The 14,483-nt window shown below is 69.6% G+C and carries 15 protein-coding genes; 6 read left to right on the top strand and 9 right to left on the bottom strand.

Annotated elements, in window-relative coordinates:
• Nucleotides 1-4 precede the first annotated feature (4 nt).
• The gene (locus tag G6N64_RS26430) at nt 5-835 is read right to left on the bottom strand and encodes a glycine betaine ABC transporter substrate-binding protein (protein ID WP_163800755.1); all 831 of its coding nucleotides are present in this window, start codon (nt 833-835) and stop codon (nt 5-7) included.
• 8 nt (nt 836-843) lie between these two features.
• Nucleotides 844-2,031 carry an NAD(P)-dependent malic enzyme gene (locus G6N64_RS26435; RefSeq protein ID WP_163800756.1) on the bottom strand — a complete coding sequence of 396 codons (1,188 nt, stop codon included), beginning with the start codon at nt 2,029-2,031 and terminating at the stop codon, nt 844-846.
• 135 nt (nt 2,032-2,166) lie between these two features.
• Between G6N64_RS26435 and corA the strand changes: the two genes are divergently transcribed.
• Nucleotides 2,167-3,264 carry a magnesium/cobalt transporter CorA gene (gene corA / locus G6N64_RS26440; RefSeq protein ID WP_246230818.1) on the top strand — a complete coding sequence of 366 codons (1,098 nt, stop codon included), beginning with the start codon at nt 2,167-2,169 and terminating at the stop codon, nt 3,262-3,264.
• An 82-nt stretch (nt 3,265-3,346) separates the two neighbouring features.
• Here the strand turns inward: corA and G6N64_RS26445 are convergent, their stop codons facing one another.
• The 6 genes from G6N64_RS26445 to G6N64_RS26470 form a co-directional block, all read right to left on the bottom strand.
• A complete protein-coding gene (locus G6N64_RS26445; protein ID WP_163800758.1) occupies nt 3,347-3,940 on the bottom strand; it encodes a suppressor of fused domain protein in 594 nt (197 codons plus the stop codon).
• Nucleotides 3,937-5,109: an ABC transporter ATP-binding protein gene (locus G6N64_RS26450; RefSeq protein ID WP_163800759.1), complete on the bottom strand. Its 1,173-nt coding sequence runs from the start codon at nt 5,107-5,109 to the stop codon at nt 3,937-3,939. The genes G6N64_RS26445 and G6N64_RS26450 overlap by 4 nt, the downstream gene beginning before the upstream one ends.
• A 2-nt stretch (nt 5,110-5,111) precedes the next feature.
• Nucleotides 5,112-5,948 (bottom strand): carbohydrate ABC transporter permease, encoded by an 837-nt coding sequence (locus tag G6N64_RS26455; protein ID WP_163800760.1) that lies wholly within the window; start codon nt 5,946-5,948, stop codon nt 5,112-5,114.
• Between the two features lie 60 nt (nt 5,949-6,008).
• A complete protein-coding gene (locus G6N64_RS26460) occupies nt 6,009-6,914 on the bottom strand; it encodes a carbohydrate ABC transporter permease (RefSeq protein ID WP_163800761.1) in 906 nt (301 codons plus the stop codon).
• Nucleotides 6,911-8,308, bottom strand: coding sequence for an ABC transporter substrate-binding protein (locus G6N64_RS26465; protein WP_163802139.1), 1,398 nt, complete (start codon nt 8,306-8,308; stop codon nt 6,911-6,913). Before G6N64_RS26465 ends, G6N64_RS26460 begins: the two co-directional genes overlap by 4 nt.
• Nucleotides 8,309-8,463: 155 nt before the next feature.
• Nucleotides 8,464-8,964, bottom strand: coding sequence for a YflT domain-containing protein (locus tag G6N64_RS26470; RefSeq protein ID WP_163800762.1), 501 nt, complete (start codon nt 8,962-8,964; stop codon nt 8,464-8,466).
• A gap of 118 nt (nt 8,965-9,082) precedes the next feature.
• On the opposite strand from G6N64_RS26470, the gene G6N64_RS26475 reads away from it, so the two are divergent.
• Together G6N64_RS26475 and G6N64_RS26480 are read left to right on the top strand one after the other, a co-directional pair.
• Nucleotides 9,083-9,772 carry a DUF4190 domain-containing protein gene (locus G6N64_RS26475; RefSeq protein WP_163800763.1) on the top strand — a complete coding sequence of 230 codons (690 nt, stop codon included), beginning with the start codon at nt 9,083-9,085 and terminating at the stop codon, nt 9,770-9,772.
• The gene (locus G6N64_RS26480; protein ID WP_163800764.1) at nt 9,772-10,245 is read left to right on the top strand and encodes a DUF4190 domain-containing protein; all 474 of its coding nucleotides are present in this window, start codon (nt 9,772-9,774) and stop codon (nt 10,243-10,245) included. The genes G6N64_RS26475 and G6N64_RS26480 overlap by 1 nt, the downstream gene beginning before the upstream one ends.
• Here G6N64_RS26480 and G6N64_RS26485 read toward each other — a convergent pair.
• Nucleotides 10,242-11,198: an HpcH/HpaI aldolase/citrate lyase family protein gene (locus G6N64_RS26485; RefSeq protein WP_163800765.1), complete on the bottom strand. Its 957-nt coding sequence runs from the start codon at nt 11,196-11,198 to the stop codon at nt 10,242-10,244. The two genes, G6N64_RS26480 and G6N64_RS26485, sit on opposite strands and share 4 nt — an antisense overlap.
• A gap of 25 nt (nt 11,199-11,223) precedes the next feature.
• Here G6N64_RS26485 and G6N64_RS26490 point away from each other — a divergent pair, with 25 nt between their 5' ends.
• The 3 genes from G6N64_RS26490 to G6N64_RS26500 all read left to right on the top strand — a co-directional run bounded on the left by G6N64_RS26490 (nt 11,224) and on the right by G6N64_RS26500 (nt 14,483).
• Nucleotides 11,224-12,531 carry a magnesium transporter MgtE N-terminal domain-containing protein gene (locus G6N64_RS26490; protein WP_163800766.1) on the top strand — a complete coding sequence of 436 codons (1,308 nt, stop codon included), beginning with the start codon at nt 11,224-11,226 and terminating at the stop codon, nt 12,529-12,531.
• Nucleotides 12,528-13,130: a DUF1003 domain-containing protein gene (locus tag G6N64_RS26495; protein WP_163800767.1), complete on the top strand. Its 603-nt coding sequence runs from the start codon at nt 12,528-12,530 to the stop codon at nt 13,128-13,130. The genes G6N64_RS26490 and G6N64_RS26495 overlap by 4 nt, the downstream gene beginning before the upstream one ends.
• Nucleotides 13,131-13,223: 93 nt before the next feature.
• Nucleotides 13,224-14,483: a lytic transglycosylase domain-containing protein gene (locus G6N64_RS26500; protein WP_409370804.1), complete on the top strand. Its 1,260-nt coding sequence runs from the start codon at nt 13,224-13,226 to the stop codon at nt 14,481-14,483.

Raw genomic sequence — 14,483 nt, forward strand, 5'->3', positions numbered from 1 at the left:
CCCGTCAGTGTCCGAGCGGGTGCGACGACAGCCAATCGGCCGCCAGCGCACCGGGATCCTTGCCCTCGCGCGCCTGCCGCAGCATGTCGGCGAGTGAGCCGGTGTCGAGTTCCCCGGCGATCTGATTGAGGGCCAGTACCTGCTGTTCGCTCAACTCGTTGCGCCGGTAGAGCGGCACCACGTTGTCCGCGCGGATCAGGGCCGTGCGGTCGGTCAGCACCACCGCCCAGTCGGGCAGGCCGGACGCCGCCGTGGACGTCCAGGCCATGTCGATTCGGCCCGCCTGCAACGCACCGAACAGCGCAGCGGGGTCGCGGAATTCGCGCGGCTCGGCCAACGTGCACGGCCCGACGGTGCGTGGCGTGACGACGTCGGCGACGGCTCCGGCGACGAGGTCGCCACAGTTGCGCGACAGCGCGGTGACGTCCCGGCCTCCCCAGGCCTGCGCCGTCCGCTCGGTGACGGCGACGGCGGGCTCGTCGTCGGCGGATTGCGCGTAGTCACCCGCCGCGACGCCCTCGGGGAGTGCCGACACCATCGACCGGTAGACCTGCTCGGCTGCGCGGGCGGTCGAACCGGGGTCGAACCTCGTCAGCAACCGGCCGGTCAACCCCGGCGCCACCTGGACGTCGCCGGTGTCGAGGTCGGCCACCGGGTCGCTGCTGGTCTCGACGTGGGCGGCGCTGCCGTAGTACCGCAGTGCCGCTGCGTACAGCTGGGCCAGCAGCGTCGACTCGACGTCGTCGGTCGCGCCGACGGCGACCGACGGGGCGGGCGCGGGGGTACTGCAGCCGACGAGGAGCAGCGCCATCAGCGCCACCGCCCACCGGCGCACCGAGCGGCTCAGACCGTCGACGCTTCCGCGACGGCCGCGGCGACCGCGGGGCCGACGCGCGGGTCCAGGGCGCTGGGCACGATGTGGTCCGTCGTGAGGTCGTCGCCGACGACGGAGAAGATCGCCTGTGCCGCAGCGACCTTCATGCCCTCGGTGATGCGCCGCGCGTGCGCGTCGAGCGCGCCGCGGAACACGCCGGGGAAGGCCAGGACGTTGTTGATCTGGTTCGGGAAGTCGCTGCGTCCGGTCGCGACGACGGCGGCGTGCCTGCGGGCGGCGTCGGGGTGGATCTCCGGGTCGGGATTCGACAGCGCGAAGACGATGCCCCTGGGCGCCATCGTCGCGATGATCTCCTCGGGCACCAGACCCGCGGACAGACCGAGGAACATGTCGGCGCCGGCCACCGCCTCGGCGATGCCGCCGGTGAGGGCCCGCGGGTTGCTCCGACCCGCGAGTTCGGCCTTGAAGGGATTGAGGTCGTCACGTCCGCTGTGCACGATGCCCTTGCTGTCGAGCACCGTGACGTCCAGGATTCCGGCGGCCAGGAGGATGTTCGCGCACGCCACCCCGGCCGCACCAGCACCGGAGATGACGATCTTCAGGGTGTGCATGTCGCGGTCGAGCGCCTTGCAGGCACCGAGCAGCGCGGCGAGCACCACGATGGCCGTGCCGTGCTGGTCGTCGTGCATGACCGGACAGTCCAGCGCCTCGATGGCACGCCGCTCGATCTCGAAGCACCGCGGCGCCGAGATGTCCTCGAGGTTGACCGCGCCGAACGTGGGCCGCAACCGGATCAGCGTCTCGATGATCTCGTCGGGATCCTTCGTCGCGAGCACGATGGGGATCGAGTCGAGACCGCCGAACGTCTTGAACAGCGCGCTCTTGCCCTCCATCACCGGCAGCGACGCGGCGGGCCCGATGTCGCCGAGACCGAGGACCGCGCTGCCGTCGCTGACGACCGCGACGAGGCGGTTGGCCCAGGTGTACTTCGCGGCGAGGGTGTGGTCACCGGCGATCGCACGACTGACCTGCGCGACGCCCGGCGTGTAGGCGATGGACAGTGCCCGCTGGGAGTCCAGTGGGGTCTTCAGGCCGACGGAGAGCTTGCCGCCCCCGTGCGCTGCGAAGATCTCGGCGTCGTCGACGACGACCTGCGGGGTGCGCTCGCTCGAGGCGGCGACGGTGCTGTCCGACACGCGCGTCACGTTACTGCACCGGGGGTGTCGGCAGGCCGGGCTTGGTGCTCGTTCGACGGGATGCTGCCAGGTAATTGGCGTAGCATCTGCGGCGTCCAACGGGCACCCGTGGGGTCCGCCGAGGGAGGTTCGCCCGTGCCGTCGTTCCGCGCCCTGCAAGCACACCGTCCGACCGGACGCCGGTCCCCGGCCCCGGACGCCGCCTCCATCCACGTTCCGGTCGCCCGGGCGATGGTCGACTGTGCCGTCTACTCCGAGGGGTCGCGGCTGCCGGGCAAGTACACCCACGCGGCGGCGCTGTCCAAGGTGCGCGAACTCGAACTCGGCGGCATCGACGCGTTCGTGTGGATCGGGCTGCACGAGCCCGACGACCATCAGATGCAGGCCGTCGCCGACGTCTTCGGACTGCACGAGCTGGCCGTGGAGGACGCCGTGCACGCCCACCAGCGCCCCAAGCTGGAGCGCTACGACGACACGCTGTTCCTGGTCCTGAAGACGGTCAAGTACGTCGCCCACGACTCCGTGGCGAAGACGCGCGAGATCGTCGAGACCGGCGAGATCATGATCTTCGTCGGGCGCGACTTCGTGGTCACGGTGCGGCACGGCGAGCACGGTGGCCTGGCCGGGGTGCGCAAGACGTTCGACCGCAACCCGGCGAGTTGCAAGCTGGGGCCATACGCGGTGATGCACGCGATCGCCGATCACGTCGTCGACGACTACCTCGACGTCACCGACCTGGTCGAGACCGACATCGACGAGATGGAGGAGAACGTCTTCTCCCCCAACAGCGCCACCGAGATCGAGCACATCTACCTGATGAAGCGCGAGGTCGTCGAGCTGCGCCGAGCCGTCAACCCCTTGGCGACCGACCTGCAGCGCATCAACACCGACCACAACGACCTGATCTCCAAGGAGGTCCGGCGGTACATGCGCGACGTGCTGGACCACACGATCAAGGCCGCCGATCGCATCGAGGGCTATGACGAGGTGCTCAGCTCACTCGTCCAGGCCGCCGTCGGCAAGGTGTCGATGCAGCAGAACACCGACATGCGCAAGATCTCGGCGTGGGTGGCGATCGCCGCCGTTCCCACGGCGCTCGCCGGCATCTACGGCATGAACTTCGACCACATGCCGGAACTGCACCAGGTGTGGGGATATCCGGCGGTGCTGCTGGTGATGGCCACGGTGTGCACGGTGCTGTACGTCAACTTCCGCCGCAACCACTGGCTCTGATCGCCGCCGATTGTGGACTTCTGCAACGCTTTTCGCCCGGGAGCGTGGCGGTAACCAACGTTCGGCGGAGAAGGCGAGGCGGTCAGCTGGGGCTGGCCGCGCGACGGCGGGGGTCGCGGACGTCGACGCCGTCGGTCGTCCACGCCTCGCGCATCGCGTCGGCGCCCTTGAGCCGAACCCACGCCGCCTCGGTGGCCGTGATCGGCGTCGCGGACAGCACCCTCACCGGCTGCTCGATGCCCTCGACCTCGACGTCGCCGATCTCGCTGCGCCCCAGGAGCACCGCCGTGAACGCGGCGCCCTCCCACAACGGCGTCTCGAGGTCGACCAGCGCGTCGTCGACCAGGATCAGACCCTCGACCGCCGGGGTCGACGCCACGACCGCGATCGACTTGGCCAGGCCGGCGGGCGTCGGCCCGCGCAGCGCGACGGCCACCTCGGCGCGCGGACCGCTCGACGCGTCGGTGACGAACTCCATCGGATCGTTCATCGGGTGCCGCGAACAACCCAGTGAGACATAGTGGTTGACGCCGTCGGAGTCCGGGCCGTAGCGCAGGATCTCCATGGCGTCCGCACCGAGGAACGTGATGCTGGCAGACACGGGGTCGGCGATGATCCCCGCCGCCGTGAAGTGCTCGTTCAGACGTGCGCGTACGGCCGCGAGGACGTCGCTCACTCGCTGGGCGGGATCGACAGGTTGATCCCGCTGTCGGCGTCGAACAACGTCACCTTCGAGGTGTCGAACGCGAGTTCCGCGGTCTGACCGGCCGCGAGCTTCGACTCCGTGGACACCCGCGCGGTGAACTCGTCGAGACTGGCACCGGATTCGGCGGCGAGTTCGGCCAGCTGAGCGGCCTCCGCGCCGGCGCCCTCGCTGCGGAAGTGCACGTACTTCTCGGCGCCGAGCGACTCGACCAGTTCGACGGTCACCTCGAACGTCAGCGCCCGGATCCGCGCGTAGGTGTCGATCAGGGCGGCATCCTCGAGGTGCTCGGGACGGATGCCGACGATCACGTTCTCCGGCTTGGGATGTCGGCCCACGATGTCGTGCACTTCCTGGGTGAACGTCACCTCCCCGAACGGCAGCCGGACGCCGACGTCGGTGAGGGTGGCCGGGAAGAAGTTCATCGAGGGCGACCCGATGAAGCCCGCGACGAACAGGTTCGCCGGCCGGTTGTACAGCTCCTCGGGGGTGCCGATCTGCTGCGCCACCCCGGCCAGCATGACCACGACGCGGTCACCGAGCGTCATCGCCTCGGTCTGGTCGTGCGTCACGTAGATGGTGGTGGTGTTCAACCGGTTCTGCAGCTTGGCGATCTCGGAGCGCATCTGCACGCGCAGCTTCGCGTCCAGGTTGCTGAGCGGCTCGTCCATGAGGAACGCCTTGGGATTGCGGACGATGGCGCGACCCATCGCGACGCGCTGCCGCTGCCCGCCCGAGAGCTGTGCGGGCTTGCGGTCCAACAGCCCGGCGAGGTCGAGGATCTTGGCGGTCTCGTCCACCTTGGCGGCGATGTCGGCCTTCGACACCTTGGCCAACGTCAGCGGGAATGCGATGTTCTGTCGCACGGTCATGTGGGGATAGAGCGCGTAGGACTGGAACACCATCGCGATGTCGCGGTCCTTCGGCGCCTTCTCGTTGACCCGCTCGCCACCGATGGTCAGCTCCCCGGAACTGATGTCCTCGAGGCCCGCAATCATGTTGAGCGTCGTGGACTTTCCGCAACCCGACGGTCCGACCAGGATGATGAATTCCCCGTCGGCGATGGTGAGGGACAGATCCTTCACCGCCGTGGCTCCGTTGGCGTAGCTCTTGGACACGCGGTCCAACACGATCTCGGCCATGACTACCCCTTCACCGCACCGGACGTCAGACCGGCGACGATCCGACGTTGGAAGATTAGAACGAAGATGACGATCGGCACGGTGATCACCATCGCACCGGCGGCGATCGACCCCGTCGGCTCCTCGAATTGCGAACTGCCCGTGAAGTTCGCGATCGCCACGGGCGCCGTGATCGCCCGCTCCGTCGCGGTCAGCGACAGGGCGAGCAGCAGGTCGTTCCAGGCGAAGATGAACACCAGGATGGCCGCGGTCACGATGCCCGGCGCCGCCAGCGGCGCCACCACCTTTCGGAACGCCTGTCCGGGCGTCGCGCCGTCCATCTTGGCCGCCTTCTCCAGGTCCCAGGGGATCTCCTTGAAGAACGCCGACATCGTGTAGATGGCGAGCGGCAGCGCGAAGGTGATGTAGGGGATGATCAGGCCGGGCCAGGTGTCGAACAGCCCGATGCGCCGCTCGATGTTGAAGATCGGCGTCACCAGCGAGATCTGCGGGAACATCGCGATCAGCAGGGCGACGCCGACGAGGACCTTCTTGCCCGGGAACGCCAGCCGCGCGATGGCGTACGCGGCCATGCCACCGACGACCACCGCGATGACCGTCGTGATGAGACCGATGCCGATCGAGTTGATCAGCGCCGAACTGAAGACGTTGCCGGAGAAGATCGCCTGGTAGTTCTCGAACGTGATCTCGGCCGGGATCAGCTTGCCGTCCTTGACACTCGACGTCGGCTTGAGCGACAGCGACAGGATCCACAGCACCGGGAACAGTGCGTAGAGCACGACGATCACGTTGACGACGACCCACCCGGAGGCCCGGCCGGTACCCACCCGCTCGCTCATCGCTGCCCTCTGCTCTTCGCGCAAGCGCTCATCGCTGCCCTCTGCTCTTCGCGCAAGCGCTCATCGTCTCTCCTCGTCCGAGCCGGGAGCCGACGCGCCGAACAGCTTGATGTAGATGAACGCGATGACCGCCACGCACAGGAACACCAGCACGCTGATCGCCGACCCGAGGCCGAGGTTGAAGGCCTTGAAGAGGTTGTCGTACCCCAGGATCGACACCGACCCGGTGTCGTTCGCGCCTGCGGTCAGCACGTAGATGTTGTCGAAGATGCGGAAGGCATCGAGGGTGCGGAACAGCAGCGCTACCAGGATGGCCGGTTTGATCAGCGGCAGGATCACCTTGACTAGGCGCTTCCACGCGCCTGCGCCGTCGATCTGCGCCGCGTTCAACAGGTCCTGCGGCACCAGCGCCAGCCCGGCGAGCAGCAGCAGCGCCATGAACGGGGTCGTCTTCCACACCTCGGCGAGCACCACGATCGCCAGCGACGGCAGCTGCTCGGTGAGCGGCGCCGTGCCCTCCGGCAGCAGGTTCGCGAGGTAGCCGGTGCCCGGCGTCCAGGCGTAGTACCAGCTGTAGGACGCCGCGACGGTGACGATGCCGTAGGGCACCAGCACGGCGGTGCGCACCACGCCCTTGCCGAAGATGGTGCGGTGCATGACGAGTGCGAGCGCCATGCCGAGGACGAACTCGATCGCGACGGATACCACGGTGATCGACAGCGTCACGGCGAAGGCCGTCCACCAGTACCGGTCGGTGAGGATGGTCTGGTAGTTGCTCAGCCCCACGAACTCGGTGTCGTCGGGCGCGGCCAGGTTGTAGCGCTGCAGGCTCAGCCACACCGCGTACGCGATCGGGTAGGCCGTGACCGCGAGCATGAGGACGACGGCCGGGCTCACCAACCAGAACGCGAGTCGACGCTCGGACTTCTCGTCGTCGGTCGAGGCGTCGACGGCGGGGGCGGTCACGGGATCAGCCCCTTGCCGTCGATGGCCTTCTGCACCTGTTCGGTCAACTCGTCCGCCATGGACTCGGGGTCGATGTCGGTGATCGGCGCCAGTGTCGCCGAGATGCGGGTCGACACCGCCTGATACACCGGCGTCGCGGGGCGCACGGCGGCGTTGGTCAGTTGCTCGCGGATGATGGCGTACTGCGGGTACTTCGCCTGGAACGCCGGATCGTCGTACAGCGACGCGCGGACCGCGGGCAGCCCGCCCTCGACCGAGGTGTAGCGCTGGTTCTCGACGTTGCGCAGGCAACGGATCGCCTCGAACGCCTCGGCCTTGTGCTGGGTGTTCTTGCCGACCGCGAGGTTCAGCCCGCCGAGGGTGACCTTCGCCGGTTGGCCCGGGATCACGCCCGGGTAGTCGGCGAAACCGAACACCTTCTTGCTCGCCTCGTACGCGGCGTCGAACTGCTCGTCGCTGGGCGAGAACGACCCGGCCTCGTTGATGCTGCTCGCCAGGTCGGGCTGGTCGTTCAGGGGCAGGAACTCCACGCCGCCCTTGACCGCGTTCTCCAGCATCGAGGGCAACACGAACGGCCAGTTCACCTCGAGCGCGGCCTTGCCCTGCTCGAGCGCCAGCCGCGCGGTGCCCTCGTCGGTCTGCGTGATCGACGGGTCGGCACCGGGCGCCGTGGCGACCGCCTTCATGATCTGCAGCGCCTTGACGGTGGCGGCGCGGTGCTCGGGGGTGTCGGTGAGCGTCACGGTCTTGCCGTCGTCGGACAGCACCTGTCCACCGGCGCTCGCCAGCAACGTGTTGAACCACACCACCAGGCCCTCGTACTGCTTTGCCTGCAGCGCAATCCAGCTCGGCTTGCCCTCGGCGTGCAGCCGGGTGGCCTCGGACACCATGTCATCCCAGTTCTGGGGCGGGTCCTGCATGAGATCGGCCCGGTACCAGAGCAATTGGGTGTTGGTGGTGATCGGCGCGGCGTACAGCCGGTCCTGCCAGCTCGCGGTCTCGAGCGGACCGGGCAGCGTGTTCGAGGTCGCGTCGGCCTCGGCCTGACCGGCCGGGTCGTCTGAAAGCGGAAGGGCCCAACCCGCTTCGGCGAACTCGGCGGTCCAGACGACGTCGAGCGCCATCACGTCGAGGGTCTTGTCGTTGCCGGTCAGTCGCCGGGCCAGCTGCAGCCGCTGATCGTCGGCGCCCTTGGGCAGGCTGATCTGCTGGATGGTGAACCGGCCGCCGAGTTCTTCGTTGCACCGCTTCGACACGGCGGTGAACGTCGCCATCTCGCTTGCCGGCGTGTAGTAGTTGATGACGATTCCACCGCTGCTGGTACCGCAAGCCGTGACGACCGAGGCCGTCACACACGCAGCCACCGCCGCAGCGCACAGCCGCCGAGCGTGCACCACCAGCCTCCGTCCGCCGGTCAGAGCGGGAACGTCCCGCGCGCAAACCGTAGAGCGATTCGTGCGTGATGTGCAACACTCCCCGCCGCGCGCGGCGTATATCGGCGTCCGATCGTGACCTCACCCCGGTGCGGCGACCGCCGCACCCATCACGATCAGATGGTCAAGCGCGCCAGCAGATCCCGCCCCTGTTCGGCGTTCTGGGGATCGCACAGCACGTCGTAGCGGCCGGCGACCAGTTGCATCGTCGAACTGAAATCCCTCGTACCCCTTGCCATCGCGTACTGCAGGCCGGAGGTGATCAGCCCGAAGAACACACCCGCGACGAGGCCGGCGATCAACGAGCCCCACGGGCTGGGGCTGAAGAATCCGAGGACCAGGCCGATGAACAGGCCCAGCCAGGCACCGGTCAGGGCACCGCCCGCGAGGACACGCGGCCAGGTCAGTCGGCCCGTGACGCGCTCGACCTGCATGAGGTCCACCCCGACGATCGTCACCTGCTGGACGGGGAACTGCTGATCCGACAGATGGTCGACGGCGCGTTGCGCCTCCGCGTAGGTGGGATAGGACCCGATCGGCCATCCCTTGGGCGGGGTCGGCAACCCCGCGGGGCCGCCGCGGCCGGCCTTCGGACCAGGTTGTAGCGGGCTGGTCATGGTTCGTCTCCTCCGACTCTGACGTGCTCGTCTCTCTCATCAACGCGCCACCGACGATCATCGTGCCCCGAATGCGCTTCGAACACCCGGGATCGGCACGTGCGCTAGGTTTGTGGCCATGACGAGTGAGGGGTCGGACACAGGCGGAGGGTCGTCACCGGACACCGGTTCGGGCACGTCGGAGCCGACGTCGGGAGGCTACGAAGCCCCCTCCATCGAACACACCCGGCAATCCGAGGGCGACTCTCAGCCCGCGTATGCGAACCCCGCGTACGACCCGCCGCAGCAGTACGACGCGCCGCCCCGGTACGACGCTCCCCACGTCGGCCAGCCGCCCACGGAATCCGGCTACCCGGGAGCCGACGCCGGCTACCCGCCGCCCGTGTATCCGCCGCCTCCGCCGTACGACCCGTCGTCGGGCTATCCACCAGCGGGGTACCCGCAGGACCCGGGCTACGGGCAGCCGCCCGGCGGCGGCGTTCCGGGGTACGGCCCACCGCCCGGGTACGGCCCACTGCCCGGTTACGGCGCGCCCGGTTACGGCGCCGCGGGATACGGACCACCCCCCGGGTACGGCGCCTACGGCCAGAGCGTCAAGACGAACGTGCTGGCGATCGCGTCACTGGTCGCGTCGGTGGTCTCGCTGTGCGGCATCGGGTCGGTCGCGGGCATCGCCCTCGGCATCGTCGCGCTCAACCAGATCAAGACGAGCGGCGAGTCGGGCCGCGGGCTGGCGATCGCAGGCATCGCCGTCGGTGGCGTGACGCTACTGCTCACCGTGCTGTGGCTCGTCATCGTGTCGGCCTGATGACCAGCGGTCCCGAGCCGCGACGCAACGAGTTCGCCCCGCTCGACGGTCCGGCCACGCCGGATCCCTACGCGCCCCTCGACTATCCGGCGGGGCCGGATCTGCCGCCGCCGGTCTATGACGCGTATCCACCCCCGCCCGGATACGGTCCCCCGCCGCCGTATCCGATGCCTGCCGCCGGATACCAGTACGGCGGCTACGACCCCTACCGCGCGACGAAGCCGCCCGGCACCAACGGCAAGGCGATCGCAGCGCTCGTCACCTCGCTGGGCGGCCTGCTGTTCTGCGGCCTGCCGTCCATCGTCGGGCTGATCCTGGGCATCGTGGCCCTGCGCGAGACGCGCAGCACCGGGCAGGACGGCTTCGGGCTGGCGCTGGCAGGCACCATCGTCGGTGCGCTGGTCGCGATCGGCTCCTTCCTGTACTTCGTGATGTTCGTCGGCATCATGGCCAGCGGCTTCTCGCTGGTCTAAGTCGCCGGATCGAACGGCGGCGTCGTCCGCGCCATGCCGGCCGCGCGACCCTTGCCCGCGACGACGAGCGCCATCTTCCGGCTGGCTTCGTCGATCATCTCGTCGCCGAGCATCACCGCGCCGCGGGCGCCACCCGCCCGCGAGGTGTGCCAGTCGTAGGCCTCGAGGATGAGTTCGGCGTGGTCGTAGTCGGCCTGACGCGGGCTGAACACCTCGTTGCCCGCCGCGATCTGGTCCGGGTGCAGCACCCACTTGCCGTCGTAGCCCAGCGCCGCCGAGCGGCCCGCGATCCGCCGGAAGGCGTCGGTGTCGCGAACCTTGAGGAAGGGCCCGTCGATGGCGTTGATGCCGCGGGTGCGTGCCGCCACCAGGATGCGCATCAACACGTGGTGGTGGGCGTCCCCGACGTCGTAGCCCTCGGGCTGTTCCCCCACCACCAGCGTGCGCATGTTGAGGCTGGCCATCATGTCGGCCGGTCCGAGGACCAGAGCCTGGACGCGCGGCGCCGCTGCGATCGCGTCGACGTTCGTCAGCCCGGCGGCGTTCTCGATCTGCGCCTCGACGCCGATCCGGCCCGGCGGCAGGCCGTGCGTCGTCTCGAGCTGGGTGAGCAGCAGGTCGAGCGCGTGCACGTGCACGGCGTCGGTGACCTTCGGCAAGACGATCAGGTCGAGGTCCGCACCGGCGGTCGCGACGACCTCGATCACGTCGGCGTGCGTCCAGGGCGTGGTCCAGTCGTTGACCCGCACGCCACGGAGCTGGTCACCCCATCCCGGCTCGGCGAGGGCCTCCGCCACCCGGGCGCGCGCCTCGCCCTTGGCGTCGGGGGCGACGGCGTCCTCGAGGTCGAGGAAGACCTCGTCGGCGGGTAACTGCTTCGCCTTCTGAACCATCTTGTCGCTGCTACCAGGGACCGACAGGACGGTTCGACGGGGGCGATACAGGTTCTCCACGTGATCACTCTCTACCCTTTGAGGCATGTCGGCGGTGAACAGGGTCTACGCGGCCCGCCTATCCGGGCTGGTCGTGCTCGGGCCCGATGGTGAATCCATCGGGCGGGTTCGCGACGTCGTGATCAGCATCAGCGTCGTGCGCTCCCAGCCCCGGGTCCTCGGACTGGTCGTCGAGCTGCTGACCCGCAGGAGGATCTTCGTCCCGATCCTGCGGGTCACCGCCATCGAGCCGAACGCGGTGACGCTGACCACGGGCAACGTGTCGCTGCGCCGGTTCGCGCAGCGGCCCGGCGAGGTCCTCGTCCTGGGCCAGGTCCTCGACACCCGGGTCCGCGTCAACGATCCCGAGCTGCCCGACCTCGCAGGGGTCGACGTCATCGTCATCGATCTCGGCATCGAGCAGATCAGGTCCCGTGACTGGGTGGTGACGCGCGTCGCGGTGCGCAACCACCGGCGGCTGGGGCGCCGCACCAACGTGCACACCGTCGACTGGCAGAACGTGGCGGGCCTGACGCCGTCCGCGCTCGCGCTGCCCGGCCAGGGCGTCGCGCAGCTGCTGGCACAGTTCGAGGGGCAGCGGCCCATCGAGGTCGCCGACGCCATCCGCGAGCTGCCCTCGAAGCGCCGCTACGAGGTGGTCAACGCCCTCGGCGACGAGCGCCTCGCCGACATCCTGCAGGAGCTGCCCGAGAGCGAGCAGGTGGACCTGCTCGAGCAGTTGGACACCGAGCGTGCCGCCGACGTGCTCGAGGAGATGGACCCCGACGACGCGGCCGACCTGCTCGGCGAGCTCGACTCCTCGCGCGCCGAGGTGCTGCTGGCCCGGATGAACCCCGAGGACTCGGAGCCGGTGCGCCGCCTGCTGAAGCACTCCCCCGACACGGCCGGCGGGTTGATGACCTCCGAGCCCGTGGTGCTCGCCCCGGACGCGACCGTCGCCGAGGCGCTGGCCCGGGTGCGCGATCCGGACCTGACGCCCGCGCTGTCGTCGCTGGCGTTCGTCGTGCGTCCGCCGACCTCGACGCCCACGGGCCGCTACCTGGGCTGCGTGCACCTGCAGCGCCTGCTCCGCGAGCCGCCCGCAGCACTGGTCAGCGGGATGGTCGACTCCGACCTGCCCAACCTGTCACCGGACACGTCGCTGGCCGCCGTCACCCGGTACTTCGCCGCCTACAACCTGGTGTGCGGACCCGTGGTCGACGAGGAGAACCACCTGCTGGGCGCGGTCACCGTCGACGACGTCCTCGACCACCTGCTCCCGCATGACTGGCGCGTCAGCGTCGAGGAGCCCGAGCTGCCCGTCGCCACCGACGGCTCGACGAGCCTCTCGTGAGCGACGCGACCGCACGGCAGCGCCTCGACACGCCGCGCCTCTCGCGGCGGCGGTTCACGCCGCAGATCGACGTCGAGGCGGCGGGTCAGTTCGGCGAGTCGTTCGCCCGGTTCCTCGGCACCGGCCGCTACCTCGCCATCCAGACGGTGTTCGTCATCGTCTGGATCCTGCTCAACCTGTTCGCCGTCGGGCTGGAGTGGGACCCGTACCCGTTCATCCTGCTGAACCTGGCGTTCTCGACGCAGGCCGCCTACGCGGCGCCGCTGATCCTGCTGGCGCAGAACCGGCAGGAGAACCGCGACCGCGTCTCGCTCGACGAGGACCGGCGCCGGGCCCAGCAGACCAAGGCCGACACCGAGTACCTGGCGCGGGAATTGGCGGCACTGCGCATCGCCGTCGGCGAGGTGGCGACGCGCGACTACCTGCGCCGCGAACTCGAGGATCTGCGCGAACTCATCAACGAGCTGCAGCCCGGCAGGGACGGCGCCACCAAGTCGAAGTCGGACAAGAAGAACAAGTCCGGGCAGCGCAGCGGAGACCGCGGCGAGCCCCGGAACGAGGCCCGCACCGAGGCGCTCGGCGAACCCGGAAACGGGTGAGTGCGCCGCTGTTCGGCATTGCTGCAACAGATGAACCACCAGTGGGTATGGTGACTTGGTTCACACGATGCTCGGCTGGCGAGGACGGTTCAAGTGCACTTTGCGGGACGTGACGCCTTGACGGCGGCCCGGCGTCGCGCGGCCCGTGTGGCCCGCACCCCGGCTTTCGGCGTTGCCGTGCTCGCACCGATCGTCCTGATCGGCGCCGTGGGCGCATCCGCACCGGCCCCGCGCCACGTCGTCAGCGCCGACGGGTACATGCCGCTCGCAGCCGTCGCGCACACCGGCGAGGACTCCGACTCCGGTCCCAAGGTGATCGCCGCACCGAAGCCGCTCAAGCCGCTGCGCTTCATCTCGGCCCCCGCGGCGACGTCGCCGCCGCCGCCGCCCATCGTGATGGCGCCGGTGGGCAACCTGCGCATCCCGGCCATGGCGCTCAAGGCGTACCGGAACGCCGAGCGCATGATGGCGTCGGCCTACCCGACGTGTGGGATCAGTTGGAACCTGTTGGCGGGGATCGGGCGCATCGAGAGCCTGCACGCCAACGGCGGCGCCACCGATGCGGCGGGCACCCCGATCCAGCCGATCTACGGGCCCAGCCTGGACGGCACCCTGGCCGGCAACGAAGTGATCGTGCAGAGCGTCCAGGCCGGCCGCGTCACTTACGCCCGCGCGATGGGGCCGATGCAGTTCCTGCCCGGGACGTGGGCCCGCTACGCCTCGGACGGCGACGGCGACGGCAAGGCCGACGTCCAGAACCTCTTCGACTCGACACTCGCCGCGGCGCGCTACCTGTGCAGCGGCAGCCTCAACCTGCGGGATCAGTCGCAGGTCCTCTCCTCGATCCTGCGGTACAACAACTCGATGGCGTACGCCCAGAACGTGCTGGGGTGGGCCGCGGCCTACGCCACGGGCGTCGAACCCGTCGACCTCCCGACCATCGGCGGCACGCCGCCGCCCATCTCCGACGTGCACCTGAATTCCACCGCCGAGGGCCTCGGTCCCGGACTCCCGTTGAACGCGACCGGTCTTCCCGCGAGCGACCCGCTGGCGGTCATGCCGCTGTTCGACATCGCAGGCACCAACACCGCCGGCCAGATCGGTGCCCCGGGTGCCGCGCCGGGACCGCTGCCCGGACCCGCCGGCGCTCCCGGAGCGCCGCAGCAGAACTGCCAGGTGTTCTGCCTGCAGGGCAGCGCCACGCCGCCCGCCGCGGTACCGCCGCCGGCACCGGCGCCGCCCTTCCCACCGCTGTTCGCACCTCCGCCGCCCGCCCCGGCACCCGCGCCGGCGCTCCCCGCGTCGCCGGTACCGGGACCCGTCGGTCCGGCACCGGGCCCACCGCCCAGCTGA

The sequence above is a fragment of the Mycolicibacterium sediminis genome (assembly GCF_010731735.1).
GTDB classification, from domain to species: Bacteria; Actinomycetota; Actinomycetes; order Mycobacteriales; family Mycobacteriaceae; genus Mycobacterium; species Mycobacterium sediminis.

Excerpts from the sequence above, each read along its gene's own strand:
- G6N64_RS26450 (WP_163800759.1), bottom strand. The coding sequence starts at position 5,109 with ATGGCCGAGATCGTGTTGGACCGCGTGTCCAAGAGCTACGCCAACGGA.
- G6N64_RS26455 (WP_163800760.1), bottom strand. The coding sequence starts at position 5,948 with ATGAGCGAGCGGGTGGGTACCGGCCGGGCCTCCGGGTGGGTCGTCGTC.
- G6N64_RS26470 (WP_163800762.1), bottom strand. The coding sequence starts at position 8,964 with ATGACCAGCCCGCTACAACCTGGTCCGAAGGCCGGCCGCGGCGGCCCC.
- G6N64_RS26475 (WP_163800763.1), top strand. The coding sequence starts at position 9,083 with ATGACGAGTGAGGGGTCGGACACAGGCGGAGGGTCGTCACCGGACACC.
- G6N64_RS26480 (WP_163800764.1), top strand. The coding sequence starts at position 9,772 with ATGACCAGCGGTCCCGAGCCGCGACGCAACGAGTTCGCCCCGCTCGAC.
- G6N64_RS26490 (WP_163800766.1), top strand. The coding sequence starts at position 11,224 with ATGTCGGCGGTGAACAGGGTCTACGCGGCCCGCCTATCCGGGCTGGTC.